The organism is Pseudomonas sp. BF-B-30 (assembly GCF_019956305.1).
GTDB lineage: Bacteria > Pseudomonadota > Gammaproteobacteria > Pseudomonadales > Pseudomonadaceae > Aquipseudomonas > Aquipseudomonas jessenii.
In genome coordinates, this window is the sequence record NZ_JAHBDG010000017.1 from 1 (window position 1) to 26,039 (window position 26,039).

Genomic DNA, 26,039 nt, shown 5'->3' on the forward strand with positions numbered 1-26,039 from the left:
GGTTTCAATCGGTGTTGGGGGCGGTGATAGCGGCGTCCCTGATCGGGTTGCTGATAACCCCGGTGTTCTCGCGTATCACCAAGTTCTTCCCGCCACTGGTGACCGGCATCGTGATTACCACCATCGGCCTGACGCTGATGCCGGTAGCCGCGCGCTGGGCAATGGGCGGCAACAGCCATGCGCCGGACTTCGGCAGCACGGCGAACATCGGTCTGGCGGCGGTAACGCTGGTGCTGGTACTGCTGCTGAGCAAAATCGGCAGTGCGACCATCTCTCGCCTGTCGATTCTGTTGGCCATGGTCATTGGTACGGTGATCGCGGTGTTCCTTGGCATGGCGGATTTTTCGTCCGTAACCCAGGGCCCGATGTTCGGCTTCCCGACGCCGTTCCACTTCGGCATGCCGACCTTCCACTTCGCTGCGATCCTGTCGATGTGCATCGTGGTGATGGTGACGCTGGTGGAGACCTCGGCGGACATTCTGGCCGTCGGTGAGATCATCGGCACCAAGGTTGACTCCAAGCGCCTGGGCAACGGTCTGCGCGCCGACATGCTGTCGAGCATGTTCGCGCCGATCTTCGGTTCCTTCACCCAGAGCGCCTTCGCCCAGAACGTCGGTCTGGTGGCGGTCACCGGCATCAAGAGCCGCTACGTGGTGGCAACCGGCGGTCTGTTCCTGGTGATCCTCGGTCTGCTGCCCTTCATGGGCCGGGTCATCGCCGCCGTACCGACCTCCGTACTGGGTGGCGCTGGCATCGTGCTGTTCGGTACTGTCGCGGCCAGCGGCATTCGGACCTTGTCCAAGGTCGACTACCGCAACAACGTCAACCTGATCATCGTCGCGACCTCGATTGGCTTCGGCATGATCCCGATCGCTGCACCTAGCTTCTACGATCACTTCCCGAGCTGGTTCGCGACCATTTTCCATTCGGGCATCAGTTCTTCGGCAATCATGGCCATCGTGCTGAACCTGACCTTCAACCACCTCACCGCCGGCAACTCCGACCAGCAATCGGTGTTTGCGGCCGGTACCGAGCGGGTGCTGCGTTATCAGGATCTGGCGGCGTTGCGTGAAGGGGACTACTTCAGCGACGGTAAACTGCATGATTGCGATGGCAAGGAGATTCCGGTGCTGGAATCGGAACATGGCGTGGCAGAACCACGGGCGGTCCACACGAAAAGCAGTGAGCATGTCTGACGTTCACGGCGACTGAAAAAAGCCGATCTGTCGAATAGACAGATCGGCTTTTTGCTTTTCAGGCGTTGGCTTTTCAATCGACCACAAAAAAGCCCCTGGATCTTTCGATTCAGGGGCTTTTCGATGTTGCTGTCTGGCTCCACGACCTGGACTCGAACCAGGGACCCAGTGATTAACAGTCACTTGCTCTACCAACTGAGCTATCGCGGAATGGCGCGTATCTTACTGATTCAAAAAGAGAAGTCAAGCACCGAATAACAATTGGAGCGAATCAGCGGGGCGGGCGGTGGTTTAGCGGCGATTGGCGGTTACCAGGATCGCCCCAGAGGTCTACCATGGCTGCCCGGAAGTGGTGACACGCGCTGCCGGCCATTCGCCGAAAAGGTACGCGCCATGAATCATTTGACCCTCACACCTCGACACCACGGGGTGCACCCATGAGCATCTCTCAGATCAGCCTGCCCAAAGGTGTCGGCCCCCACGCCGAAAAGTTGTTCGACGCCATCACTCAGGCCGGCACCGCTGAAGCATTGAACCGTGCTGGCGGCAAGGCCGAAGGTTTTGTCCTGGGCCTGGAAAGCACTAAAGCGATCAAGAGCCAGGTCGCTGAATCGCTATACGTCGCCTACGACGACGCTGCCAGCCAGCGTGCGACCGAACTGGCTTAACCGCCGAAGGTAATCGTGCCAAGCATCAGTTTGGCGTAGAGCGCCGTGGCACCCAATTGTACCAGCCACAGGGCCAGGCCGCCGAGAAACACACCGGCGGCCACTTGCATCACCAGGTTGTTGCCGCGTTTTGCCGGGGCGCGGGGGGTGAAGTGATCCAGGTCATCCAGGTCATCGCGGTCGGCGCGCAGGTCATCGTTTTTCATATGGGTTCTCGGGAATGCTTAGTACATAAATCCTGTGGGAGCGGGCTTGCTCGCGAAAGCGGTGGGTCAGGTTGTACAAGTATTGAATGTACTGCCGTCTTCGCGAGCAAGCCCGCTCCCACATTTTGACTTGTGTGGAGTTTAGAGGGCTGGGTCGTTGCGTTGAGAATTATCTGTGACAAATAAAAAACGGGAAGCACCATGGCTTCCCGTTTTTCATTTCAAAGTGTCATCAGATGACTTGGACGATAGCGTCCGTCACAACCTTGATGTTGCTCTGGTTCAACGCGGCCACGCAGATGCGGCCGGTGTCCAGGGCGTAGATGCCGAACTCGTTGCGCAGGCGGTGAACTTGCTCAACCGTCAGGCCGGAGTAGGAGAACATGCCGCATTGACGACCGACGAAGCTGAAATCGCGCTGAGGCGCTTTTTGTGCCAGCAGGTCGACCATCTGGGTACGCATGCCACGAATGCGCAGGCGCATTTCGGCCAGTTCGGCTTCCCACTGGGCGCGCAGTTCCGGGCTGTTCAGCACTGCAGCGACAACGCTGGCACCGTGGGTCGGCGGGTTGGAGTAGTTGGTGCGGATCACGCGTTTGACTTGCGACAACACGCGCGCGCTTTCTTCTTTCGATTCGCTGACGATCGACAGGGCACCCACGCGCTCGCCGTACAGCGAGAACGACTTGGAGAAGGAGCTGGAGGCGAAGAAAGTCAGGCCCGACTCGGCAAACAGGCGTACGGCAGCGGCGTCTTCGTCGATGCCATCGCCGAAGCCCTGGTAGGCCATGTCGAGGAACGGCACGTGGCCTTTGGCTTTAACAACTTCCAGGACGTTTTTCCAGTCCGCCGGGCTCAGGTCCACGCCGGTCGGGTTGTGGCAGCAGGCGTGTAGCACGATGATCGAGCCGTTTGGCAGCGCGTTCAGGTCTTCCAGCATGCCGGTACGGTTCACGTCGTGGGTCGCGGCGTCGTAGTAACGGTAGTTCTGCACCGGGAAACCGGCGGTTTCGAACAGCGCGCGGTGGTTTTCCCAGCTCGGGTCGCTGATCGCCACAACGGCGTTCGGCAGCAGTTGCTTGAGGAAGTCGGCACCGATTTTCAGTGCGCCAGTACCGCCAACGGCCTGGGTGGTGATTACACGGCCGGCAGCGATCAGTGGCGAATCATTGCCGAACAGCAGCTTTTGCACAGCCTGGTCGTAGGCGGCGATACCGTCGATTGGCAGGTAGCCACGGGAAACGTGTTGAGCGGCGCGAATGGTTTCGGCTTCGACAACGGCGCGCAGGAGTGGAATTCGCCCCTCCTCGTTGCAGTAAACACCGACCCCCAGGTTGACTTTGTTGGTCCGGGTATCGGCGTTGAATGCTTCGTTGAGGCCCAGGATTGGATCGCGTGGTGCCATTTCGACAGCGGAGAACAGGCTCATTATTGCGGCGGCTCTGAATGGAGTGTGGAGGGACGTGTCGCGCTCCAGCCGAATGCACTAGAGCGGTGCACAAACGGGGAGCTAGTATAGAGGCCATCCGCGATCAATGGCGACAGGCTATTCGGCTTTTAAGGTAAGTTTTTCCGATTATTTTGCGACCGTTAGTCGAATGGTGTCGGCAAAGGTTTTGCGCGATGTAGGACGTTTGCCTTGAAAGCGATGGCAATCGGCTCCACATTGAGCACAATCCAGTTTTTTCTTCGGGCGACATCGGTCGTTTGCGGTCTTTCTCGTTCGTGCCGGTTTTGCCGGCAAGCGTGATTCCAGAGGTATTTCATGTCTGAATTCCAGCTAGTCACCCGTTTCGAGCCCGCCGGCGATCAGCCGGAAGCCATCCGCCTGATGGTCGAGGGCATCGAAGCCGGGCTGGCGCACCAGACGCTGCTCGGTGTGACCGGCTCGGGCAAGACCTTCAGCATCGCCAACGTGATCGCCCAGGTGCAGCGCCCGACCCTGGTGCTGGCGCCGAACAAGACCCTGGCGGCGCAGTTGTACGGGGAGTTCAAGGCGTTCTTCCCGAACAACGCGGTGGAATATTTCGTTTCCTACTACGACTACTACCAGCCGGAAGCCTATGTGCCGTCCTCGGACACCTTCATCGAGAAGGATGCGTCGATCAACGACCACATCGAGCAGATGCGTCTGTCGGCGACCAAGGCATTGCTCGAGCGCAAGGACGCGATCATCGTCACCACGGTGTCGTGCATCTACGGTCTGGGCAGCCCGGAAACCTATTTGAAGATGGTGTTGCACGTGGATCGCGGCGACCGGCTCGACCAGCGCGAATTGCTGCGCCGCCTGGCCGACCTGCAATACACCCGCAATGATATGGATTTTGCCCGTGCGACCTTCCGCGTGCGTGGCGATGTGATCGATATCCACCCGGCGGAATCCGACTTCGAGGCGATCCGCATCGAGCTGTTCGACGATGAAGTGGAAAGCCTGTCGGCGTTCGATCCGCTCACCGGTGAAGTCATTCGCAAACTGCCACGCTTCACCTTCTACCCGAAGAGCCACTACGTGACGCCACGGGAAACCCTGATGGGCGCGGTCGAGGGCATCAAGGTCGAGTTGCAGGAGCGTCTGGAGTACCTGCGCTCCAACAACAAACTGGTGGAAGCCCAGCGCCTGGAGCAGCGCACCCGTTTCGACCTGGAGATGATCCTCGAGCTGGGTTACTGCAACGGCATCGAAAACTACTCGCGCTACCTGTCCGGCCGCGAAGCCGGCGCGGCACCACCGACCCTTTACGATTACCTGCCTGCCGATGCCTTGCTGGTGATCGACGAATCCCATGTCAGCGTTCCGCAGGTCGGTGCGATGTACAAAGGCGACCGTTCGCGTAAAGAGACGCTGGTGGAATACGGTTTCCGCCTGCCTTCGGCGCTGGATAACCGGCCGATGCGTTTCGATGAGTGGGAAAGCATCAGCCCGCAGACGATTTTCGTCTCGGCGACCCCGGGCAACTACGAAGCCGAACACGCTGGCCGCGTCATTGACATGGTGGTGCGCCCGACCGGGCTGGTGGACCCACAAATCGAGATTCGCCCGGCACTGACCCAGGTCGACGACTTGCTGTCGGAAATCACCAAGCGCGTCGCTCTGGAAGAGCGGGTGCTGGTCACGACGCTGACCAAGCGCATGGCCGAAGACTTGACTGACTATTTGGCCGATCATGGCGTGCGCGTGCGCTATTTGCACTCGGACATCGACACCGTGGAGCGGGTCGAGATCATCCGTGATCTGCGCCTGGGTACTTTCGATGTGCTGGTGGGGATCAACCTGCTGCGCGAAGGCCTGGATATGCCGGAAGTGTCGCTGGTGGCGATCCTCGATGCCGACAAGGAAGGTTTCCTGCGTTCCGAGCGCTCACTGATCCAGACCATCGGGCGTGCGGCACGTAACCTTAATGGCCGGGCGATTCTGTATGCCGACCGGATTACCGGTTCCATGGAGCGCGCGATCGGCGAAACCGAGCGCCGTCGCGACAAGCAGATCGCCTTCAACCTGGCCAACGGCATCACCCCCAAAGGTGTGTTCAAGGACGTTGCCGACATCATGGAAGGCGCCACCGTGCCGGGTTCGCGCAGCAAGAAGCGCAAGGGCATGGCCAAGGCTGCGGAAGAGAACGCCAAATACGAAGCGGAATTGCGCTCGCCGGGCGAGATCGCCAAGCGTATCAAGGCCCTGGAAGAGAAGATGTATGCGTTGGCGCGCGATCTGGAGTTTGAAGCGGCGGCGCAGATGCGTGATGAGATTGGCAAGTTGCGCGAGCGGTTGATTACTGTCTGAGATTTGCGGTGAATGTACGGGCCTCTTCGCGAGCAAGCCCGCTCCCACAAGGTTCGGTGTGATCCCTGTGGGAGCGAGCTTGCTCGCGATGAGGCCGGTCAGGGCGCTGCAAGTATCAATTAGTGTGCTTCCCCAGCCTTCAACCCCTCCGGCAACTTCTTGGTCAGCAACACCGCCACCATGCTGATCCCCAACGCAATCCCGACAAAATGAAACGCATCGTTGTAGGCCATGATCGACGCCTGTTGGTGGGCGATCTCGCTGAGTTTGCCCAAGGCTGCCGTTTCATTGCCCAGCCGGTCAGCCAGTGAGGCGATCCGTTCAGCCACCTGCGGATTGCTCGGCACGATGGATTCACGCAGGTAATCAAAGTAAACCTTGGTCCGCGCATCCAGCAGCGTGGCGAGCAGGGCGATGCCGATGGCGCCGCCGAGGTTGCGCAGGATGTTGAACAGGCTCGAGGCCGATCCCGCATCCTGGGGCAGGATGTAGGCGGTGGCGATCAGCGAGATGGTGACCATGATCAGTGGTTGGCCCAGGGCGCGGATGATCTGGATCTGATTGAACTGCGGCCCGGCAAAGTCCGGGTTCAACACGCCCGAAGAGAAACTCGCCAACCCGAATAGCCCGAAGCCCAGCGTGCACAGCCATTTGGGCGAGACGTATTTCATCAACTTGGGCACCAGCGGAATCAGAAACAGCTGTGGCACGCCCATCCACATGATCACTTCGCCGATCTGCAAGGCGTTGTAGTTCTGGATCTGCGCCAGGTACAGCGGCAACAGGTAGATCGAGCCGTACAGCCCGACCCCCATCCCGACACTGGAAATGCTTGATAAGCCAAAGTTGCGATTGCGCAGGATGCCGAGGTTGATCAGCGGATTGGGTTTGGAGGTCTGCACGATCACAAAGCTGATCAGGCTGACCAGTGCGATGCTGCCCAGGGTTACGATCAGGCTCGATTCCAGCCAGTCCTTGCGATGGCCTTCCTCCAGAAACACCTGCAAGCAACCGAGCCCGACGCCGAGGGTGAGAATGCCGGCGTAGTCGGTGCTTTTCAGCAACTCCCAGTGGGCTTCTTTCTTCTCCAGACCGTACATCAGGCCGGCGATCATGATCAGGCCGGGCGGGATGTTGATGTAGAAAATGTATTCCCAGCCCCAGTTTTCCGTCAGCCAGCCGCCGAGGGTCGGGCCGATGGAGGGCGCGAAGGTGGCGGTCATGGCGAACATGGCCATGCCTTTGGCGCGGTGGTGTTCCGGGAGCTTGATCAGGGTCAGGGTGAACGCCAGCGGAATCAGCGCGCCACCGGTAAAGCCTTGCAGGGCGCGGAACACAATCATGCTTTCCAGGCTCCACGCCATGGAGCAGAGCAGGGACGCGACCAGGAATCCGAGGGACACCCACACCGCCAGGCGCCGGGCTGACAGCAGCTGCACGAGCCAGGCGGTGAGCGGGATCATGATGATTTCCGCCACCAGGTACGAAGTGGAAATCCACGAACCTTCTTCCAGGGTCGCCGACAGTGCACCCTGGATGTCCTTGAGCGAGGAGTTGGTGATCTGGATGTCCAGCACCGCCATGAACGCACCGAGCATCACGCTCATCACCGCAATCCAGTCCCGCCGGGTCGGTTCGCCGACCGGGCGGATCAGTTGATCACCGGCCATCGTCAGGGGCGTCTTTGTGGCTCACTTTGGGGGTGATTTCTTCAGGGGCGTCCTTGATGTTCACCTTGGCGGTGACCGACATGCCCGGGCGGATCTTGCCGCGTAGCGGATTGTCCGCGGCGAAGGTCAGTTTGACCGGAATCCGTTGTACGACTTTGGTGAAGTTGCCCGTGGCATTGTCCGGCGGCAACAGGCTGAACTGCGCGCCCGAGGCGGCGAACAGGCTGTCGACCCGGGCTTTGATCGGGGTGTCGCTGTAGGCGTCGAAGGTCAGTTCGGCTTCCTGGCCGGGTTGCATGTGGCCAATCTGGGTTTCCTTGAAATTGGCCTGAATCCAGATGTCTTCGTCCGGCACGATCGACAACAGGTAAGCGCCGGCCTGCACATATTGGCCTTCGCGGGCTGCACGCTGGCCGATCAGGCCGCTGATGGGGGCATGGATTTCGCTGCGGGTCAGGTTCAGTTCGGCCTGGGCCAGGTCGGTTTTGGCGTTGGCGATCTGCGCGTCGAGGCGTTTGATCTCTGCATTCAGCGCATTGACCTGCTGGCGCTGGCTTTGCGCGTCGGCCTGGGCCTTGGCCACTTGCGAGCGTGCGATGTGGTTGTCGGCGGAGAGGGTGGTCACCCGTTCTTCCGAGATATAGCCGGGTTTGCGCAAGGTCTCGGCACGGGTCAGGTCGATCTGCGAGCGACCCAGGCTGGCCTGGCTGGACGCGACCTGCGCTTCGCTGGCGGCAATCAGGCTGGCCTGCTGGGTCAGTTTACTCTGGGCTTGCAGGCGTTCGGCCTGGCGGGTGGCCAGGGCGGCATTGGCGCGGTCGACAGCGAGGCGGAAGTCGTCGCCTTCGAGTTTGACCAGCAACTGGCCTTTCTCGACATGCTGGTTGTCCTGCACCAGCACCTGATCGATACGCGCGCCCAATTGGCTCGACACGCGGGTGATCTCGCCCTGGACATAAGCGTTATCGGTGCTTTCATAAAAGCGCCCCTTCAAGAGCCAATGGGCAAACAGGCCCCCGGCAACCAACAGGACAATCAGCAGGAACGAGAAGAGGCGACGCTTGAGTTGGGCAGGCATGGGGCAAACTGTAGTCGAGAAATTGTAAGAGAAGTTATCAGCGGGCAAATCTGGCATACAGCCGATAAGCGGTAAATGCTGTCGGCTGATTTTCGGCCATTCACCTCCCTGTACGGGCGTTACAGACGCAACCTTGGCTTAAATGCCCTGTTCACTGGAGCCGGGCGGGTGTCGCCTGTTACCATTCGCGCCTTGTTTGAACTTCGCTTTTATTCTTTTCGAGACATGCCATGACCACCGTCCGCACTCGCATCGCGCCATCGCCTACCGGGGATCCCCACGTAGGTACCGCCTATATCGCCTTGTTCAACTACTGCTTTGCCAAGCAGCACGGCGGTGAGTTCATCCTGCGGATCGAAGACACTGACCAGCTGCGTTCGACCCGCGAGTCCGAACAGCAGATTTTCGACGCCTTGCGCTGGCTCGGGATCGACTGGAGCGAAGGCCCGGATGTCGGCGGCCCGCACGGTCCGTACCGTCAAAGCGAGCGCGGCGACATTTACCAGAAGTATTGCCAGCAACTGGTCGAAATGGGCCATGCCTTCCCGTGCTTCTGCACCGCCGAAGAGCTGGACCAGATGCGCGCCGAGCAAATGGCTCGCGGCGAAACCCCGCGTTACGACGGCCGCGCGCTGCTGCTGTCCAAGGAAGAGGTCGCCCGTCGCCTGGCCGCTGGCGAGCCCCACGTTATCCGCATGAAAGTACCGAGCGAAGGCGTTTGCGTGGTGCCGGACATGCTCCGTGGCGACGTTGAAATCCCGTGGGACCGCATGGACATGCAAGTCCTGATGAAGACCGACGGCCTGCCGACCTACTTCCTGGCCAACGTGGTCGACGACCACCTGATGGGCATCACCCACGTATTGCGTGGCGAAGAGTGGCTGCCATCGGCACCGAAGCTGATCCTGCTTTACGAATACTTCGGCTGGGAACAGCCGGAGCTGTGCTACATGCCGCTGCTGCGTAACCCGGACAAGAGCAAGCTGTCCAAGCGCAAGAACCCGACCTCGGTGACCTTCTACGAGCGCATGGGCTTCATGCCGGAAGCGATGCTCAACTACCTGGGTCGCATGGGCTGGTCGATGCCGGACGAGCGCGAGAAGTTCTCGCTGCAGGAAATGGTCGACAACTTCGACCTCAAGCGCGTGTCCCTCGGCGGGCCGATCTTCGACATCGAGAAGCTGTCGTGGCTCAACGGCCAGTGGCTGCGCGATCTGCCGGTGGAAGAGTTCGCCGCGCGCGTGCAGAAGTGGGCGTTCAATTCCGAATACATGATGAAGATCGCACCGCACGTACAGGGCCGGGTCGAAACCTTCAGCCAGGTGGCACCGCTGGCCGGGTTCTTCTTTGCCGGTGGCGTGAGCCCGGATGCGAAGTTGTTCGAATCGAAGAAGCTGTCGGGTGATCAGGTTCGTCAGTTGATGCAGTTGATCCTGTGGAAGCTCGAAAGCCTGCGTCAGTGGGAAAAGGACAGCATCACCGCGACCATTCAGGCGGTGGTCGAATCCCTGGAGCTGAAGCTGCGTGATGCCATGCCGCTGATGTTCGCTGCGATCACTGGCCAGGCCAGCTCGGTGTCGGTGCTCGATGCGATGGAAATCCTCGGGCCGGACCTGACCCGTTTCCGTCTGCGCCAGGCCATTGACCTGCTGGGCGGCGTGTCGAAGAAAGAAAACAAGGAGTGGGAAAAGCTGTTGGGCGCGATTGCCTGACACGCTTGATGAAGGGCTGATGGCCATTGTGTGTGCCCGTCGTTGGGCGCGCAGTGGTCCTCAGACCCCGATTTTTCGGGGGGGAGGGCGGTAAGTGATTGTTATGTCGGCAAAAAATTTTAATTTTTTTGAAAAATAAGTTTGACAGGCTTTCGATACGCCCTTAAGATTCGCCCCGTCCTCAGCGATGACATCAACGATGAGGGGCTATAGCTCAGCTGGGAGAGCGCTTGCATGGCATGCAAGAGGTCGACGGTTCGATCCCGTCTAGCTCCACCAATTTACACTTCAAGGTCTGGCCACACCGGCCTTGAAGCGATCAGATCTCAGCACTGATCAGTTGTATAGAAGGGTTTGCGTCCCCTTCGTCTAGTGGCCTAGGACACCGCCCTTTCACGGCGGTAACAGGGGTTCGAGTCCCCTAGGGGACGCCAGTTTTACAGAAGCGATGTTGCAAGATGTCGCTCCGCCGCGAGGCGAAAAATCCGGGGCTATAGCTCAGCTGGGAGAGCGCCTGCATGGCATGCAGGAGGTCAGCGGTTCGATCCCGCTTAGCTCCACCAATTTTACAGTTCAAGGTCTGGCCACACCGGCCTTGAATCGATCAGCACTCAGCACTGATCAGTTGTATAGAAGGGTTTGTGTCCCCTTCGTCTAGTGGCCTAGGACACCGCCCTTTCACGGCGGTAACAGGGGTTCGAGTCCCCTAGGGGACGCCACGATTACCCGCTCTGCGGGATTTATAAGGGTCATTCAATTATTGAATGGCCCTTTTGTTTGTCTGGCGTTTGGCCAAATTCCTCCATTTCCAAAATTTCCAAAAAAACTGTTCTTCAGACCAGCGGTCATGCCCATGACTTGCTAAAATTTATTATGAGAATAATATTTCAATCGTAATATTCGGAGGCAACGATGAACGATAAAAAAGCCCAAACCCGCGAACGCATCCTCAAGGCTGCCAGCGCAGCGCTGATTCAGCGCGGCCCGGCCGAGCCAAGCGTGGGCGAAGTGATGGGCGCGGCGGGCCTGACGGTCGGCGGCTTCTACGCCCACTTCGAAAGCAAGGACGCGATGATGCTGGAGGCGTTCAGGCAATTGCTCGGTCACCGCCGTGACCTGATTGCCGACATGGACGCGGAGTTGACCGGCGAAGAGCGCCGTGCGCTGGTGGCGGCGTTCTATCTGTCGCGCAAGCACCGTGATTCCTCCGAATCGGCCTGTCCGATCCCGGCATCGGTCGGCGAACTGGGGCGGCTGCCGGAAGCGTTTCGTGTCGCGCTCAATGAGCATGTGGAATTGATGGTCGCGCAGTTGGCGGCCAGCCCTGAAGAAACCGAAAAAGCCCTGGCCGACATGGCCTTGATGGTGGGTGGGCTGGCTCTGGCGCGGGCGCTGGGGCCAGGAGAGTTGTCCGATCGATTACTGCGCGCCGCCAAATCGGCGGTGCGTTGACCTGAAGGCTGCGGCCTGAGGAGAATGCGATGAGCACGTTAAAGTGGGTTCGTGGCGTTAATGGCACCTTGGGCTGGTTCGCCCCGAAACTGGTCGCAAGCAAAATGCGACAGGCGTTCATGACGCCACGGGATCTGCCGCTGCGTGACTGGGAGCTGCCACTGTTGGCCAAGTCCGAGCGGGTCACCCTGCGTTTCGGTCTCTCGGCCTTGCGTTGGGGTCAGGGCCCGGCAGTATTGCTGATGCATGGCTGGGAAGGGCGGCCGACGCAGTTTGCCAGCCTCATCACCGCGCTGGTCGATGCCGGTTACTCGGTCGTGGCCCTGGATGGTCCGGCCCACGGCCGCTCACCGGGCAGTGAGGCGAATGTGGTGCTGTTCGCCCGCGCCATGCTGGAAGCGGCCGCCGAACTGCCACCGCTGCAAGCGGTCATCGGCCACTCCATGGGTGGCGCCAGTGCGATGCTCGCGGTCCAGTTGGGCCTGCGCACCGAAACCCTGGTCAGCATTGCTGCCCCGGCGCGGATTCTCGGTGTGTTGCGTGGTTTTGCCCGCTATGTCGGGCTGCCACCGAAGGCCCGCTCGGCGTTCATTCGCCAGGTCGAGCAAGATGTCGGCATGCGAGCCGCGACGCTGGATGTCGCGCACTATCAACTCGACATGCCCGGCCTGATTGTCCATGCCGAAGACGACAACTTTGTCTCTGTGAAGGAATCCCAGCTGATCCATGAAGCCTGGTTCGACAGCCGCTTGTTGCGTTTGAAAGACGGTGGTCATCAGCGAGTGTTGGCCGACCCTCGGGTGATTGATGGCGTGTTATCACTGCTGGCCGGGCGCAGTCTGCAATCACGCCAATCCGCCTGAGCTTCCGTTACACTGCCCCGGTCGAAATTATCTGACCAGGGAGTCGGGCATGGGCTGGGATCGGGAAACGCCATTCATCATTGATCTGCAAGTGAGCGCCGAGGACATTGACGGGTTGGGGCACGCGAACAACGCGGTCTACGTGACCTGGCTCGAACGCTGTGCCTGGCGCCACTCCCAGCGTCTTGGCCTGGACCTGGTCGAGTATCGGCGGCTGGACCGGGCGATGGCGGTGGTGCGGCACGAGATCGATTACCTGGCGGCAGCCTATGAGGACGATGAGTTGCAATTGGCGACCTGGATCGTCGATTGGGATCAGCGCCTTAAAATGACCCGGCACTTCCAGTTGGTCCGCCCCAGCGATAATTCGACGTTGCTGCGGGCGCAGACCACCTTCGTCTGCATCGAACTGTCCACGGGCAAGCCCAAGCGCATGCCGGCGGAGTTCATCGAGGGTTATGGCCCGGCGTTGCTATCGCAAAATCTGGAATCCGCCAAAATCTGAATGTGGGAGCGGGCTTGCTCGCGAAAGCGGTGTGCCAGTCAATATCAATGTTGAATGTTAAATCGCATTCGCGAGCAAGCCCGCTCCCACAAGGGATCTGCGGTTTCTCGCGCAATCCAGTAAACTGCTGCACGTTTTTCCTCGAGTGTGTTTTTCATGCAAATTGCTTTGGCGCCCATGGAGGGGTTGGTCGACGACATCCTGCGCGACGTGCTGACCCGTGTGGGTGGTATTGACTGGTGCGTGACCGAGTTCATCCGGGTCAACGACCAGTTGCTCACACCTGCCTATTTCCACAAGTTCGGTCCGGAGTTGCTCAACGGTGCCCGGACGGCCTCCGGTGTGCCGCTGCGTGTGCAACTGCTCGGTTCCGATCCTGTGTGCCTGGCGGAAAATGCCGCGCTGGCCTGCGAGCTGGGCTCCGAAGTGATCGACCTGAACTTCGGCTGTCCGGCCAAGACCGTCAACAAATCCCGTGGTGGTGCGGTATTGCTCAAGGAACCCGAGCTGCTCAACCAGATCGTCGAGCACGTCCGTCGTGCCGTCCCCGCGCACATTCCAGTCACCGCCAAGATGCGCCTGGGCTTCGACAGCCCGGACGGCTCGCTGGTGTGTGCCACGGCCCTGGCCGAAGGCGGCGCCGAACACATCGTGGTGCATGCGCGGACCAAGGTCGACGGCTACAAGCCGCCGGCACACTGGGAGTGGATTCCGCGGGTGCAGGACGTGGTCAAGGTGCCGGTGTTCGCCAATGGCGACATCTGGAGCGTCGAAGACTGGCGTCGTTGCCGCGAGATCAGCGGCGTGGAAGACATCATGCTCGGTCGCGGCCTGGTTTCGCGTCCGGATCTCGCCCGGCAGATCGCCGCGGCGCGGGCCGGTGAAGAGGTGGTCGAGATGACCTGGGCCGAGTTGTTGCCGCTGATCCAGGACTTCTGGCTGCAAGCCAAGGCACAAATGACGCCACGCCAGTCGCCGGGTCGTCTGAAGCAATGGCTGGCGATGCTGACCCGCAATTATCCCGAGGCGGTAGAGCTCTTTACCGTGCTGCGTCGTGAGACCGAGCTGGATAACGTCTCGCGTTTGCTGGGGCTGCCGGTGGCGGAAGCGGCCTGAAATTTTTTGTAAAAAAAGCAAAAAACAATCTCTTGAAATGCAATCAGCGGTCCCTATTTAAGGATTACGCGATGCCGAATTCGGGTCGCGGAGACAAAAAACCTTGCTGATTGTTTTCAGGAGATTTGCATCATGGCTACTACATTATCCTTGGCCCCACTGTTCCGTTCCTCGGTAGGTTTCGACCGTTTCAACGACCTGTTCGAGACCGCCCTGCGCAACGAGCCAGGCAGCAGCTATCCACCCTATAACGTGGAGAAACACGGCGACGATCAATACCGCATCGTGATTGCCGCGGCCGGTTTCCAGGAAGAAGATCTGGAGCTCGAAGTCGAGAAAGGTGTGCTGACCATCAGTGGCGGTAAACGCGACGCGAACGAAGACGTCACTTATCTGTATCAGGGCATTGCGCAGCGTGCGTTCAAGCTGTCCTTCCGTCTGGCGGACCACATCGAGATCAAGGCTGCCGGCCTGAGCAACGGTCTGTTGAGCATCGACCTGCTACGGGTGATTCCGGAAGAGGCGAAAGCCAAGCGCATCCCGATCAACGGAACGCAAAAGCCGGCTCTGCAACACTGAGTCGGAGCAAGAAGAAGGGCGCCATTGGCGCCCTTTTTTGTGCCTGTCACTTCAGCAGTTTTTGAAACTCCTCCACCGGCAACGGCTGGCTGTGCAAATACCCTTGGTAGAAGTGACACTCCAGTCCCTGCAGGAACTCAAGCTGCTCCGCCGTTTCCACCCCTTCGGCGATCACCTTCAAATCCAGGCTGTGGGCCATGGCGACGATGGCGCGGATGATCTCGGCGTCGTTCGGGTCGCTGGTGGCGTCGCGGATGAAAGACTTGTCGATTTTCAGGGTGTCGACCGGCAAGCGCTTGAGGTAGGTCAGCGAGGAGTAGCCAGTGCCGAAGTCGTCCATGGCGAAGCTCACACCGAGTTTTTTCAGGCGGCGCATTTTGCTGATAGTGTCCTCCAGGTTCTGGATCACGATGCCTTCGGTGATTTCCAGTTTCAACAGGGAGCAGGGCAGGCCATAGGTGTTCAGGCTGTTTTCGACACGTTCGACGAAATCGTTCTGGCGGAACTGGCGCGGGCTGATGTTCACGCACAGGCTGAATTTATACGGATTCACCAGGCCGTCGTCGATCAACCGTTTGAAGGCCTGGCAGGCTTCGTCGAGGATCCAGGTGCCGACCTCCAGAATCAGTCCGCTGTCTTCCAGCACCTTGATGAACTCGGCGGGTGACTGCGGGCCGAGTTCCGGATGATTCCAGCGCACCAGGGCCTCGGCGCCGACGATGCGGTCACCCCGGGCGTCGACCTGGGGTTGGTAATGCACGCGAAACTCGCCCCGGGAAAGGGCCAGGCGCAAGTCGGTTTCCATGCGCAGGCGTTCGCTCGCGGCCTTCTGCATGGTGTTGTGGTACATCTGCGTGGTATTGCGACCCGAGTCCTTGGCGCGATAGAGCGCGATGTCGGCGCGCTTGAGCAGGTCGGTCGGGGTCGAGCCGTGATCGGGGATCAGCGCAATGCCGATGCTGGGTGTCACTTGCAGGCGCTGGCCGTCGAGGAACATCGGTTCGGACAGCAGCTCGCGGATGGTGTCGGCCACTTCGCGAACCTGCTCACTGACCTCGCTGCGCGAGCCTTCGAGGCCGCTGAGCAGCACCACGAATTCGTCACCGCCCAGGCGCGCAACGGTGTCCTCCATGCGCACGCTGGCCTCCAGGCGTGCGGTGATGATTTTCAGCACGGTATCGCCCACCGGGTGCCCGAGGGAGTCGTTGATGTGCTTGAAATGGTCGAGGTCGAGGAACATCAGCGCGCCCCGCAGGTTATGCCGTTTGAGCAGGGCGATCTGCTGGCTCAGGCGGTCCATCAGCAAGGCACGGTTGGGCAGGTTGGTCAGTGGGTCGTGATAGGCCAGGTGGCGGATCTGTGCTTCGGCATTTTTCAGCAGGCTGACGTCGCGCGCGGTCAGCAGCAGGCAGGCGGTTTCATTGAGGGTGATCGGTTCCACCGAGACTTCGACGGTGAGCAGTTCGCCGCGCTTGTTGCGCCCGAGCATTTCCTGATGATGAACCCGTCCCTTGATCTGCAATTCGGCCAGCAGCGCCGAGCGTTGTTTTTCTTCGGCCCAAATCCCGACCTGGTACACCGTGCGGCCCACCACCTCCTCGGCGCGGTAGCCGGTCAGGCGGCAGAAGCCGTCGTTGACCTCCAGATAGCGTCCGGTGTCGCGCTCGGTGATGGTGATGGCGTCGGGGCTGGAGTGGAAGGCCTTGGCGAATTTCTCTTCACTGGCCTTGAGCGCCGCTTCCGAGCGCTGTTGCTGGGTGATATCGCGCAGGGTGGTGACGATGCAGGGCTGGTCGCCGACGCTGATCTGGCGGCTGGAAATCACGCAAGTCAGGGTCTGTCCTTCCTTGTGCTGGACCAGAATGGCCACGTTGTTCAGGCCTTGTTCGCGGATCACTTGTTCGATTCGTCGCAGGCTTTTCGCCGAAGCGTCCCACAGGCCGATTTCGTCGGCGCTGCGGCCGATCACATCGGCGGTGCTCCAGCCGAAGGTCTGGGTGAAGCTGGAGTTGATTTCAATGAACTGGCCGGAGTCCTGGCGGGTGACGCAGATCGGATCGGGGCTGACCTGGAACAGCGTGGCGAATTTCTCTTCGGAGGCCACCAGCCGTTGTTCGCGCTCCACCTGATCAGTGATGTCGAGCAAGGTGCCGGCCATGCGCACCGGCACGCCGTTGTCATCGCGGTAGAGGCGGGCACGGCTTTCCAGATAGCGCGAGGTGCCGTCGGGCAATTGCACGCGGTAGGTCAATTGATAGTTGCCGGCCGGGCCTTCACGCAGACTGCGGTAAGCGTCGCGCATGGTGTCGCGTTCTTCGCCGGGCACGCCTTCGAAGAACTCGTCGAAGGACTCGTGGAAGGGCTTGGCGTCCAGACCGTGCAGTTGGGCGGCCCGTGCCGATCCGTAGAGCATGCCGCTGGGGATGTGCCAGTCCCAGGTGCCGAGTTGCGCCGAGTCCAGTGCCAGGTCGAGGCGTTCCTGGCTGTCCTTTAGGGCCTGTTCGGCGACTTTGCGCTCGGTGGTGTCAAGGAACGTGCTCAGTAGATAGGGCTGGCCTTCGAGCTCGACCTTTTGCGCACTGAGGATGCCGTCGTGGACCTGGCCATTGCTGGCGCGAAACTGCACTTCCATGCTGACCAGGTCGCCTTTGGCTTTGGTGGCCTTGACCAGTTCGGCCCGTTGTTCGGGATGCACCCACAGGCCCAGTTCCAGGGTGGTGCGGCCGATCGCGTTTTGCACCGGCCAGCCGAACAGGCTTTCGAAATACTGGTTGGCTTCGGTGATCAGGCCGTCTTCCTGGCGGGTCAGCAGGACCATGTTGGGGCACAGGTGGAACAGGGTGGCGAAGCGTTTTTCCGAGCTGCTCAACGCCTGTTCGCGCTGGCGCTGGTGGGTAATCTCGCGGATCACACCGATCATCCGTGGCCGGCCGTGCTTGTCCGGTAACAGGCTGCCGCTGATTTCCAGCCAGTGCAGGCTGCCATCGGGCCAGCGGATGCGGTGATGCATCGCTTGCTCCAGCGGTGCGCCAGCGATGACTGCGTGGAACGCGCGAACGGTTTTCGCACGATCCTCCGGAGGCAGCAAGTCGAGGTATTCCAGATCCGATGGCAACGGTTTGCGGGGATCGAAGCCGAACAACGCCTGCGTGCCCCGGGACCAACTGATCTTCCCGCGCTCGATGTCCCAATACCACGCACCCAGGCGCGCGCCGTTGAGCGCGGCCAACAATTGCGGGGCACTTTCCCAGCTCTGTTCGGAGCTTTTCGGGTCAAGTGCCTGTATACGCGGCATTGGCGGAATACGGTCAACAGATTTGGGCATTGGCAAGCCTTGGGCTGAATGGGCGTTTGGGGCAGGAATTCGCGGCTCTACAGGATTAGCACAGCTTAGCCTTGAGTCCCTGGCTGATCGAGTTGAGCGTCCAGCAAGGCCATGAAGGCCCGCGCAGCATTCGACAGCGTCCTTTCTGTGTGCAAGATATAGCCTAGCTGGCGAGTGAGCTGTATGCCCGGCAAAGGTATGCGCGCCACCTGGTCATCGAGCATGGTGCGCGGCAAAACGCTCCAGGCCAGGCCGATCGAGACCATCATCTTGATGGTTTCCAGGTAGTTGGTGCTCATGGCGATGTTTGGCGTCAGGCCCTGGGCTTCAAACAGCCGCTGCACAATGTGGTGGGTAAAGGTATTGCCACCGGGGAAGACCGCCGGGTGTCGGGCGATGTCCGCCAGGCTGACCTTGCCGTTATTGAGCAACGAATGCTCCGGGGCAACCACGAAATCCAGCGGGTCGTCCCATACCGGGGTGGCCTTGACCAGCGCATGGGGTTCTGGCGCCAGGGTAATGACCGCCAGTTCGGCGCGGCCATGGAGAATTTCCTCGTAGGCCACTTCCGAATCGAGGAACTGAATATCCAGCGCCACTTGTGGGTAGAGTCGGGTGAACTCCCTCAGCAAGGGCGGCAAACGGTGCAAGCCGATGTGGTGACTGGTGGCCAGGGTCAGACGGCCGGTCACCTCGCCGGTGAGGTTGGTCAGGGCTCTGCGCGTATCATCGAGGACATTGAGAATCTGATAAGCCCGCGGCAGCAGGGCGCGCCCGGCCTCGGTCAGGCCCACTTCACGACCCAGACGGTCGAACAACCGCACCTTCAATTGCTGCTCCAGCCCGGCGATGCGCTTGCTGATGGCCGGCTGGGTCAGGTGCAGCCGTTCCCCGGCGCCGGAGAAGCTTCCGGTCTCGGCGATGGCAATAAAGGCATTGAGGTTGGCCAGGTCCATAGTTGCATTCCAGTTGGTTATCCAAAGCATAAAAAATATGAATTTGAGTTATTTAATGTAACCCCATAGGATCAGCCTCACAAGCCAAGGGGTTATTGAGTCGCTCAAGACCCAGGGCATAGAAACAAGCTGATGAGGAAACCGTCTGATGGCCGGCAAAACGCTCTACGACAAGCTCTGGGATTCGCATTTGGTCAAGCAGCGCGACGATGGCTCTGCGCTGATCTACATCGATCGTCACATCATCCACGAAGTGACCTCGCCGCAAGCCTTCGAAGGCCTGCGTCTGGCCGGGCGCAAGCCATGGCGCATCGATGCCAACATCGCGACCCCGGACCACAACGTACCGACCACGCCGGAGCGCAAGGGCGGCATCGACGCCATCGTTGACCAGGTTTCGCGCCTGCAAGTCCAGACCCTCGATGACAACTGCGATGAATACGGCATTGTCGAGTTCAAGATGAACGACGTTCGCCAGGGCATCGTCCATGTCATCGGCCCGGAGCAAGGCGCAACCTTGCCCGGCATGACAGTGGTCTGCGGCGACTCCCATACCTCGACCCATGGCGCATTCGGCGCATTGGCTCACGGTATCGGCACTTCCGAGGTCGAGCATGTGCTCGCCACCCAGTGCCTGGTCGCCAAGAAAATGAAAAACATGCTGGTGCGCGTCGAAGGCCAATTGCCGTTCGGCGTGACCGCCAAGGACATCGTGCTCGCGGTGATCGGCAAGATCGGCACCGCCGGCGGTAACGGCCACGCCATCGAGTTCGCCGGCAGCGCGATTCGCGACCTGTCCGTCGAAGGCCGCATGACCATCTGCAACATGTCCATCGAGGCCGGCGCTCGCGTAGGCCTGGTGGCTGCGGACGAAAAAACCGTGGCTTACGTCAAGGGCCGTCCATTTGCCCCGAAAGGCGCGGAATGGGACCTGGCCGTTGAAGCCTGGAAAGACCTGGTGTCTGACGCCGATGCCACGTTTGATACGGTTGTCGAGCTCGATGCGACCCAGATCAAGCCGCAAGTCAGCTGGGGTACTTCGCCTGAGATGGTGCTGGCGGTAGACCAGAACGTGCCGGATCCTGCAAAGGAAATGGACCTGGTCAAGCGCGACTCCATCGTCCGTGCCTTGAAGTACATGGGTTTGACCGCCAATCAGGCGATCACCGACATTCAGCTCGACCGCGTGTTCATCGGTTCCTGCACCAACTCGCGGATCGAAGATCTGCGTGCGGCGGCCGTGATCGCCAAGGGCCGTAAAGTGGCCTCGACCATCAAGCAGGCCATCGTGGTGCCGGGCTCGGGCCTGGTTAAAGCCCAGGCTGAATCGGAAGGCCTGGACAAGATTTTCCTCGAAGCCGGTTTCGAATGGCGTGAGCCGGGTTGCTCGATGTGCCTGGCGATGAACCCGGACCGCCTGGAGTCCGGTGAGCATTGCGCCTCGACCTCCAACCGTAACTTCGAAGGCCGTCAGGGTGCCGGTGGTCGTACTCACCTCGTCAGCCCGGCCATGGCCGCGGCCGCTGCTATAAACGGTCGTTTCGTCGACGTCCGTGAATTGATCTGAAGGAGCGCAGCATGAAAGCTTTTACCCAGCACACTGGTCTTGTCGCGCCTTTGGATCGTGCCAACGTCGACACCGACCAGATCATCCCGAAGCAGTTCTTGAAGTCGATCAAGCGCACGGGCTTTGGCCCGAACCTGTTCGATGAATGGCGCTACCTGGATGTGGGCCAGCCTTACCAGGACAACTCCAAGCGTCCGCTGAACAAGGACTTCGTCCTCAACGCCGAACGTTACCAGGGCGCCAGCGTGTTGCTGGCCCGCGAGAACTTCGGTTGCGGCTCCAGCCGTGAACACGCGCCGTGGGCGCTGGAAGAGTACGGTTTCCGCAGCATCATCGCGCCGAGCTATGCCGACATCTTCTTCAACAACAGCTTCAAGAACGGCTTGCTGCCGATCATCTTGAGCGACGCCGAAGTCGACGAACTGTTCCAGCAGGTCGAGGCCAATCCGGGCTATCAGTTGCAGGTTGACCTGCAGGCCCAGACCGTGACCCGTCCGGATGGCAAGGTGTTGAGCTTTGAGATTGATGCGTTTCGCAAGCATTGCCTGTTGAACGGCCTGGACGATATCGGCCTGACCTTGCAGGACGGCGATGCGATTGCGGCATTTGAGGCCAAGCATCGTGCGAGCCAGCCTTGGTTGTTTCGCGACGCTTGAATGATTCGAGATTGATGTAGTCAGGGCCGGCCTCTTCGCGAGCAAGCCCGCTCCCACATTCTGAAATGCATACCAATGTGGGAGCGGGCTTGCTCGCGAAGACGGCAGCCCAGACACCACAAGGCTAAAACCTGAAAAAGGAAGTCCCTCATGACCAGCACCGCCCAGCACAGCCAGGTAGTCCAGAAGCAATTCGGTGAACAGGCCTCGGCCTACCTGAGCAGCGCCGTACACGCTCAAGGCACCGAATTCGCGCTGCTACAGGCCGAACTGGCGGGGCAGGGCGAGGCCAGGGTCCTGGATCTGGGTTGCGGCGCAGGTCACGTGAGTTTTCACGTAGCCTCATTGGTGAAAGAGGTGGTGGCCTACGACCTGTCGCAGCAAATGCTCGACGTGGTCGCTGCCGCTGCTGTCGACCGTGGCTTGAGCAACGTAACCACGGTCAACGGTGCCGCCGAGCGCCTGCCGTTCGCCGATGGCGAATTCGATTTCGTCTTCAGCCGCTATTCGGCGCACCATTGGAGCGACCTGGGCGTGGCCCTGCGGGAGGTGCGTCGAGTCCTGAAGCCGGGCGGTGTGGCGGCGTTCGTCGACGTGTTGTCACCGGGTAGCCCGCTGTTCGACACTTACCTGCAAAGCGTCGAAGTGCTGCGCGATACCAGCCATGTGCGCGATTATTCCGCTGGCGAGTGGTTGCGCCAGGTCAGCGAGGCGGGGCTGCACACCCGCAGTACCACCCGTCAGCGCTTGCGCCTGGAATACAACAGCTGGGTCGAGCGCATGCGCACACCGCAAGTGATGCGCGCGGCGATCCGCGAGTTGCAGCAGTCGATGGGCAATGAAGTACGCGAATATTTTGAGATTGAGGCCGATGGTTCGTTCAGTACGGATGTGCTGGTACTGATGGCCGAGCGATAGAATTTTTCCGGGTGCGCCCAAGGCGCACCGACTGATGACATGAGGAAAGCATGAGCAAGCAGATTCTGATTCTCCCAGGTGACGGTATTGGCCCGGAAATCATGGCCGAAGCGGTCAAGGTGCTGGAATTGGCCAGCGACAAGTTCGCCCTGGGTTTCGAACTGAGCTTTGATGTGATCGGTGGCGCTGCCATCGACAAGCACGGCGTGCCGTTGGCCGACGAGACCCTGGAGCGTGCCCGCGCGGCCGACGCCGTGTTGCTGGGCGCCGTTGGCGGCCCGAAATGGGATGCCATCGAACGTGACATCCGCCCTGAACGCGGTCTGCTGAAAATCCGTGCGCAACTGGGCCTGTTCGGCAACCTGCGTCCGGCGATCCTGTACCCGCAACTGGCCGAGGCTTCCAGCCTGAAGCCGGAAATCGTGGCCGGCCTGGACATCCTGATCGTTCGCGAGCTGACCGGCGGCATCTACTTCGGCGCGCCTCGTGGTACCCGTACCCTGGAAAACGGCGAGCGTCAGTCCTATGACACCCTGCCGTACAGCGAAAGCGAAATCCGCCGCATCGCCCGTGTCGGTTTCGACATGGCCATGGTCCGTGGCAAGAAGCTGTGCTCGGTGGACAAGGCCAACGTACTGGCTTCCAGCCAACTGTGGCGTGAAGTGGTCGAACAAGTGGCCAAGGATTATCCTCAAGTCGAACTGAGCCACATGTACGTCGACAACGCCGCGATGCAGCTGGTGCGCGCACCGAAGCAGTTCGACGTGATCGTTACCGACAACATGTTCGGCGACATCCTGTCCGACCAGGCCTCGATGCTCACCGGTTCCATCGGCATGCTGCCGTCGGCGTCCCTGGACACCAACAACAAGGGCATGTACGAGCCGTGCCACGGTTCGGCCCCGGACATCGCGGGCAAGGGCATCGCCAACCCGCTGGCGACCATTTTGTCGGTGTCGATGATGTTGCGTTACAGCTTCAACCAGCAGGCCGCGGCCGATGCCATCGAGAAAGCCGTCAGCCTGGTGCTGGATCAGGGCTTGCGCACCGGTGACATCTGGTCGGCCGGTTGCACTAAAGTCGGTACGCAGGAAATGGGTGACGCAGTAGTCGCCGCGCTGCGGAATCTGTAATCTCTCGGGCCCGCTGCCAAATTCAAGACAAGGCAGCGGCCCACATTTCAAGAAGGTGTAGTTGCGATGAAACGTGTAGGTCTGATCGGTTGGCGCGGCATGGTCGGTTCCGTGCTCATGCAGCGGATGCTGGAAGAGCAGGATTTCGATCTTATCGAGCCGGTGTTTTTCACCACTTCCAATGTCGGTGGCCAAGGCCCGTCCGTGGGCAAGGACATTGCTCCGCTCAAGGACGCTTACAGCATTGAAGAGCTGAAAACCCTCGACGTGATTCTGACCTGCCAGGGTGGCGACTACACCAGCGAAGTCTTCCCCAAGCTGCGTGAAGCCGGCTGGCAGGGTTACTGGATCGACGCCGCTTCCAGCCTGCGTATGCAGGATGACGCGGTGATCGTTCTGGATCCGGTCAACCGCAAGGTCATCGACCAGCAACTGGACGCGGGCACCAAGAACTACATCGGCGGCAACTGCACCGTCAGCCTGATGCTGATGGGCCTCGGTGGCCTGTTCGAAGCTGGCCTGGTGGAGTGGATGAGCGCCATGACCTATCAGGCGGCCTCCGGTGCCGGCGCGCAGAACATGCGTGAACTGATCAAGCAAATGGGCGCGACCCACGCCGCTGTTGCCGATCAACTGGCCGATCCGGCCAGCGCGATCCTCGACATCGACCGCCGTGTGGCTGAAGCCATGCGCAGCGACGCTTACCCGACTGAAAACTTCGGCGTACCGTTGGCCGGCAGCCTGATCCCGTGGATCGACAAGGAACTGCCGAACGGTCAGAGCCGCGAAGAGTGGAAGGCCCAGGCCGAGACCAACAAGATCCTCGGTCGCTTCAAGAGCCCGATCCCGGTCGATGGCATCTGCGTGCGCATCGGCGCCATGCGCTGCCACAGCCAGGCGCTGACCATCAAGCTGAACAAAGACGTACCGATCGCTGATATCGAAGGTTTGATCAGCCAGCACAACCCTTGGGTCAAGCTGGTGCCGAACAACCGCGAAACCAGCATTCAGGAGCTGAGCCCGAACAAGGTTACCGGCACCCTGAACATCCCGGTTGGTCGTCTGCGCAAGCTGAACATGGGCTCGCAATTTGTCGGCGCGTTCACCGTCGGCGACCAGTTGCTATGGGGCGCGGCCGAACCGCTGCGTCGCATGCTGCGGATCCTGCTCGAGCGTTGATCGGTTGATGCAATGAAAGAACCCGCGCCTTGAAAGAGGCGCGGGTTTTTTTATTCCTGACAGTCTGAAAGTTATTGATTGCCCATACTGGCCTCTTCGCGGGCAAGCCCGCTCCCACAGTGTTCGGTGTCGAGCACAAGGTTTGTGTGCACAACTGAAACCTGTGGGAGCGGGCTTGCCCGCGAAGGGGCCGGTACAGCCGCAGCAAATTTCCGGCAGAATTGCCTGCATGCCCCCCACCCGGTAAAGTGCCGCTCCCCCCGTTTCGCCAGAGGTAAAACCCATGAGCCAGACCATTGATATTGCCGTGATCGGCGCCACCGGTACTGTCGGCGAAACACTTGTGCAGATTCTCGAAGAGCGCGATTTCCCGATCGGTAACCTGCACCTGTTGGCCAGCAGCGAGTCGGCCGGCAGTTCGGTGCCGTTTCGCGGCAAGAACGTGCGGGTGCGGGAAGTCGATCAGTTCGACTTCAGCAAGGTGCAGTTGGCATTCTTTGCCGCCGGCCCGGCGGTTTCGTTGAGTTTCGCTTCCCGCGCGACCGATGCCGGTTGCTCGGTTATCGATCTCTCCGGTGCCCTGCCGGCCGAAAAGGCGCCACAGGTTGTGCCTGAAGCCAATGCCCAGGTGTTGGCCGGCTTGAACAAACCCTTTCAGGTCAGCAGTCCAAGCCCGTCGGCCACCACGCTGGCGGTGGTGCTGGCGCCACTGATGGATTTGCTTGATTTGCAGCGCATCAGCCTGACCGCCAGCCTGGCGGTATCGGCCCAGGGCCGCGAAGCCGTGAGTGAGCTCGCCCGGCAAACCGCCGAACTGCTGAATGTGCGGCCGCTGGAGCCGAAATTCTTTGATCGGCAGATGGCCTTCAACCTGTTGGCCCAGGTCGGTAAACCGGATGAGCAAGGTCATACGCTGCTGGAAAAACGCCTGGTGCGTGAGCTGCGCCAGGTCATGGCGCGGCCTTCATTGAAGATTTCCGTCACTTGCATTCAAGCCCCGGTGTTTTTTGGCGATAGCTATAGCGTGACCCTGCAGTCCGCGAGTGAAATCGACCTGGGGAAAATCAATGCGGCCCTGGAAGACGCACCCGGCATCGAACTGGTGGAAGCCGGTGATTACCCGACCCCGGTGGGCGATGCGGTAGGGCAGGATGTGGTCTACGTTGGTCGGGTTCGCCATGGTATTGACGACCCGTCGGAACTTAATCTGTGGCTGACGTCAGATAACGTACGCAAAGGCGCGGCGCTCAACGCTGTGCAGCTGGCCGAGTTGTTGATAAAAGACCTGCTGTAAAAGATACTTTGCAACAATTTGTCGAATGATTCCGCGCGAGCCTATGCTTGCCGGAGTGCTGAAGGCAGAGCCACTCTGCGGGGCTTTGCCGGGCATCAATGAAATGACCGCGCGCGACGACCCTCGCCGTTGCGTGCAATGCCTTACGGCAGCGACTATCAATACCTTCTCGCTGGCCGAGGAAT

General features: G+C 60.3%; 22 protein-coding genes and 5 tRNA genes. 19 read left to right on the top strand and 8 right to left on the bottom strand.

What is annotated here, in order from left to right; all coding sequences use genetic code 11:
* A partial coding sequence (locus tag KGB29_RS10940) for a nucleobase:cation symporter-2 family protein (protein WP_223473722.1) occupies window positions 1-1,196 on the top strand: 1,196 nt, incomplete at its 5' end.
* Window positions 1,197-1,330: 134 nt separating this feature from the next.
* Here KGB29_RS10940 and KGB29_RS10945 read toward each other — a convergent pair.
* Window positions 1,331-1,406, bottom strand: a tRNA-Asn gene (locus KGB29_RS10945).
* A 227-nt stretch (window positions 1,407-1,633) separates the two neighbouring features.
* Between KGB29_RS10945 and KGB29_RS10950 the strand changes: the two genes are divergently transcribed.
* The gene (locus KGB29_RS10950; protein WP_007978659.1) at window positions 1,634-1,864 is read left to right on the top strand and encodes a hypothetical protein; all 231 of its coding nucleotides are present in this window, start codon (window positions 1,634-1,636) and stop codon (window positions 1,862-1,864) included.
* Here the strand turns inward: KGB29_RS10950 and KGB29_RS10955 are convergent.
* From KGB29_RS10955 to KGB29_RS10965, 3 genes are all read right to left on the bottom strand, one after another.
* The gene (locus KGB29_RS10955; protein ID WP_057715590.1) at window positions 1,861-2,070 is read right to left on the bottom strand and encodes a hypothetical protein; all 210 of its coding nucleotides are present in this window, start codon (window positions 2,068-2,070) and stop codon (window positions 1,861-1,863) included. The two genes, KGB29_RS10950 and KGB29_RS10955, sit on opposite strands and share 4 nt — an antisense overlap.
* Window positions 2,071-2,302: 232 nt before the next feature.
* Window positions 2,303-3,499 (bottom strand): amino acid aminotransferase, encoded by a 1,197-nt coding sequence (locus KGB29_RS10960; RefSeq protein WP_008050829.1) that lies wholly within the window; start codon window positions 3,497-3,499, stop codon window positions 2,303-2,305.
* Window positions 3,500-3,660: 161 nt separating this feature from the next.
* Entirely contained in the window at window positions 3,661-3,837 is a 177-nt protein-coding gene (locus KGB29_RS10965) for a hypothetical protein (protein ID WP_159389613.1), read from the bottom strand.
* On the opposite strand from KGB29_RS10965, the gene uvrB reads away from it, so the two are divergent.
* Window positions 3,836-5,851, top strand: coding sequence for an excinuclease ABC subunit UvrB (uvrB, locus tag KGB29_RS10970; protein ID WP_057715588.1), 2,016 nt, complete (start codon window positions 3,836-3,838; stop codon window positions 5,849-5,851). The two genes, KGB29_RS10965 and uvrB, sit on opposite strands and share 2 nt — an antisense overlap.
* Window positions 5,852-5,970: 119 nt before the next feature.
* Here uvrB and KGB29_RS10975 read toward each other — a convergent pair whose 3' ends face one another.
* Window positions 5,971-7,461, bottom strand: a complete 1,491-nt coding sequence (locus KGB29_RS10975) for an MDR family MFS transporter (RefSeq protein ID WP_174245540.1) — start codon at window positions 7,459-7,461, stop codon at window positions 5,971-5,973.
* A 49-nt stretch (window positions 7,462-7,510) separates the two neighbouring features.
* The gene (locus KGB29_RS10980) at window positions 7,511-8,599 is read right to left on the bottom strand and encodes an HlyD family secretion protein (protein WP_154860620.1); all 1,089 of its coding nucleotides are present in this window, start codon (window positions 8,597-8,599) and stop codon (window positions 7,511-7,513) included.
* Between the two features lie 230 nt (window positions 8,600-8,829).
* Between KGB29_RS10980 and gltX the strand changes: the two genes are divergently transcribed.
* The 10 genes from gltX (at window position 8,830) to KGB29_RS11030 (ending at window position 14,826) form a co-directional block, all read left to right on the top strand.
* Window positions 8,830-10,311 (top strand): glutamate--tRNA ligase, encoded by a 1,482-nt coding sequence (gene gltX / locus KGB29_RS10985; RefSeq protein WP_154910079.1) that lies wholly within the window; start codon window positions 8,830-8,832, stop codon window positions 10,309-10,311.
* Between the two features lie 203 nt (window positions 10,312-10,514).
* Window positions 10,515-10,590 (top strand) — tRNA-Ala (locus tag KGB29_RS10990).
* A gap of 79 nt (window positions 10,591-10,669) precedes the next feature.
* Window positions 10,670-10,745 (top strand) — tRNA-Glu (locus tag KGB29_RS10995).
* A gap of 53 nt (window positions 10,746-10,798) precedes the next feature.
* Window positions 10,799-10,874 (top strand) — tRNA-Ala (locus KGB29_RS11000).
* A gap of 80 nt (window positions 10,875-10,954) precedes the next feature.
* A tRNA-Glu gene (locus KGB29_RS11005) sits at window positions 10,955-11,030 on the top strand.
* A 193-nt stretch (window positions 11,031-11,223) separates the two neighbouring features.
* Entirely contained in the window at window positions 11,224-11,763 is a 540-nt protein-coding gene (locus tag KGB29_RS11010; protein WP_057715584.1) for a TetR/AcrR family transcriptional regulator, read from the top strand.
* A gap of 29 nt (window positions 11,764-11,792) precedes the next feature.
* Window positions 11,793-12,626, top strand: a complete 834-nt coding sequence (locus KGB29_RS11015; RefSeq protein ID WP_057715583.1) for an alpha/beta fold hydrolase — start codon at window positions 11,793-11,795, stop codon at window positions 12,624-12,626.
* A gap of 49 nt (window positions 12,627-12,675) precedes the next feature.
* Entirely contained in the window at window positions 12,676-13,131 is a 456-nt protein-coding gene (locus KGB29_RS11020; RefSeq protein WP_150812498.1) for an acyl-CoA thioesterase, read from the top strand.
* Window positions 13,132-13,287: 156 nt separating this feature from the next.
* Window positions 13,288-14,247, top strand: a complete 960-nt coding sequence (locus tag KGB29_RS11025; protein ID WP_008050845.1) for a tRNA dihydrouridine synthase — start codon at window positions 13,288-13,290, stop codon at window positions 14,245-14,247.
* Between the two features lie 132 nt (window positions 14,248-14,379).
* Entirely contained in the window at window positions 14,380-14,826 is a 447-nt protein-coding gene (locus KGB29_RS11030; protein WP_057715580.1) for an Hsp20 family protein, read from the top strand.
* A 46-nt stretch (window positions 14,827-14,872) separates the two neighbouring features.
* Here the strand turns inward: KGB29_RS11030 and KGB29_RS11035 are convergent, their stop codons facing one another.
* Window positions 14,873-18,151 (bottom strand): PAS domain S-box protein, encoded by a 3,279-nt coding sequence (locus KGB29_RS11035; protein WP_150812499.1) that lies wholly within the window; start codon window positions 18,149-18,151, stop codon window positions 14,873-14,875.
* Between the two features lie 65 nt (window positions 18,152-18,216).
* A complete protein-coding gene (locus tag KGB29_RS11040) occupies window positions 18,217-19,107 on the bottom strand; it encodes a LysR family transcriptional regulator (protein ID WP_057715578.1) in 891 nt (296 codons plus the stop codon).
* Between the two features lie 148 nt (window positions 19,108-19,255).
* On the opposite strand from KGB29_RS11040, the gene leuC reads away from it, so the two are divergent.
* The 6 genes from leuC (at window position 19,256) to KGB29_RS11070 (ending at window position 25,854) form a co-directional block, all read left to right on the top strand.
* A complete protein-coding gene (gene leuC, locus KGB29_RS11045; protein WP_057715577.1) occupies window positions 19,256-20,674 on the top strand; it encodes a 3-isopropylmalate dehydratase large subunit in 1,419 nt (472 codons plus the stop codon).
* An 11-nt stretch (window positions 20,675-20,685) separates the two neighbouring features.
* Window positions 20,686-21,330, top strand: a complete 645-nt coding sequence (gene leuD, locus KGB29_RS11050; protein WP_015095895.1) for a 3-isopropylmalate dehydratase small subunit — start codon at window positions 20,686-20,688, stop codon at window positions 21,328-21,330.
* Between the two features lie 150 nt (window positions 21,331-21,480).
* Window positions 21,481-22,248 carry a class I SAM-dependent methyltransferase gene (locus KGB29_RS11055; RefSeq protein ID WP_102668757.1) on the top strand — a complete coding sequence of 256 codons (768 nt, stop codon included), beginning with the start codon at window positions 21,481-21,483 and terminating at the stop codon, window positions 22,246-22,248.
* Between the two features lie 50 nt (window positions 22,249-22,298).
* Window positions 22,299-23,381, top strand: coding sequence for a 3-isopropylmalate dehydrogenase (gene leuB, locus KGB29_RS11060; protein WP_154947647.1), 1,083 nt, complete (start codon window positions 22,299-22,301; stop codon window positions 23,379-23,381).
* Between the two features lie 66 nt (window positions 23,382-23,447).
* On the top strand, window positions 23,448-24,560 hold the full coding sequence (asd, locus tag KGB29_RS11065) for an aspartate-semialdehyde dehydrogenase (RefSeq protein WP_057715575.1): 1,113 nt from the start codon (window positions 23,448-23,450) through the stop codon (window positions 24,558-24,560).
* Window positions 24,561-24,843: 283 nt separating this feature from the next.
* Window positions 24,844-25,854 carry an aspartate-semialdehyde dehydrogenase gene (locus tag KGB29_RS11070; protein WP_154947646.1) on the top strand — a complete coding sequence of 337 codons (1,011 nt, stop codon included), beginning with the start codon at window positions 24,844-24,846 and terminating at the stop codon, window positions 25,852-25,854.
* Window positions 25,855-26,039 lie beyond the last annotated feature (185 nt).

Excerpts from the sequence above, each read along its gene's own strand:
- KGB29_RS11020 (WP_150812498.1), top strand. The coding sequence starts at position 12,676 with ATGGGCTGGGATCGGGAAACGCCATTCATCATTGATCTGCAAGTGAGC.
- KGB29_RS11035 (WP_150812499.1), bottom strand. The coding sequence starts at position 18,151 with ATGCCCAAATCTGTTGACCGTATTCCGCCAATGCCGCGTATACAGGCA.
- KGB29_RS11030 (WP_057715580.1), top strand. The coding sequence starts at position 14,380 with ATGGCTACTACATTATCCTTGGCCCCACTGTTCCGTTCCTCGGTAGGT.
- leuC (WP_057715577.1), top strand. The coding sequence starts at position 19,256 with ATGGCCGGCAAAACGCTCTACGACAAGCTCTGGGATTCGCATTTGGTC.
- KGB29_RS11040 (WP_057715578.1), bottom strand. The coding sequence starts at position 19,107 with ATGGACCTGGCCAACCTCAATGCCTTTATTGCCATCGCCGAGACCGGA.
- KGB29_RS10960 (WP_008050829.1), bottom strand. The coding sequence starts at position 3,499 with ATGAGCCTGTTCTCCGCTGTCGAAATGGCACCACGCGATCCAATCCTG.
- KGB29_RS11055 (WP_102668757.1), top strand. The coding sequence starts at position 21,481 with ATGACCAGCACCGCCCAGCACAGCCAGGTAGTCCAGAAGCAATTCGGT.
- KGB29_RS10950 (WP_007978659.1), top strand. The coding sequence starts at position 1,634 with ATGAGCATCTCTCAGATCAGCCTGCCCAAAGGTGTCGGCCCCCACGCC.
- KGB29_RS11015 (WP_057715583.1), top strand. The coding sequence starts at position 11,793 with ATGAGCACGTTAAAGTGGGTTCGTGGCGTTAATGGCACCTTGGGCTGG.
- asd (WP_057715575.1), top strand. The coding sequence starts at position 23,448 with ATGAAACGTGTAGGTCTGATCGGTTGGCGCGGCATGGTCGGTTCCGTG.
- gltX (WP_154910079.1), top strand. The coding sequence starts at position 8,830 with ATGACCACCGTCCGCACTCGCATCGCGCCATCGCCTACCGGGGATCCC.
- KGB29_RS11025 (WP_008050845.1), top strand. The coding sequence starts at position 13,288 with ATGCAAATTGCTTTGGCGCCCATGGAGGGGTTGGTCGACGACATCCTG.
- leuD (WP_015095895.1), top strand. The coding sequence starts at position 20,686 with ATGAAAGCTTTTACCCAGCACACTGGTCTTGTCGCGCCTTTGGATCGT.
- KGB29_RS11010 (WP_057715584.1), top strand. The coding sequence starts at position 11,224 with ATGAACGATAAAAAAGCCCAAACCCGCGAACGCATCCTCAAGGCTGCC.
- leuB (WP_154947647.1), top strand. The coding sequence starts at position 22,299 with ATGAGCAAGCAGATTCTGATTCTCCCAGGTGACGGTATTGGCCCGGAA.
- KGB29_RS10980 (WP_154860620.1), bottom strand. The coding sequence starts at position 8,599 with ATGCCTGCCCAACTCAAGCGTCGCCTCTTCTCGTTCCTGCTGATTGTC.
- KGB29_RS11070 (WP_154947646.1), top strand. The coding sequence starts at position 24,844 with ATGAGCCAGACCATTGATATTGCCGTGATCGGCGCCACCGGTACTGTC.
- KGB29_RS10955 (WP_057715590.1), bottom strand. The coding sequence starts at position 2,070 with ATGAAAAACGATGACCTGCGCGCCGACCGCGATGACCTGGATGACCTG.
- KGB29_RS10965 (WP_159389613.1), bottom strand. The coding sequence starts at position 3,837 with ATGAAATACCTCTGGAATCACGCTTGCCGGCAAAACCGGCACGAACGA.
- uvrB (WP_057715588.1), top strand. The coding sequence starts at position 3,836 with ATGTCTGAATTCCAGCTAGTCACCCGTTTCGAGCCCGCCGGCGATCAG.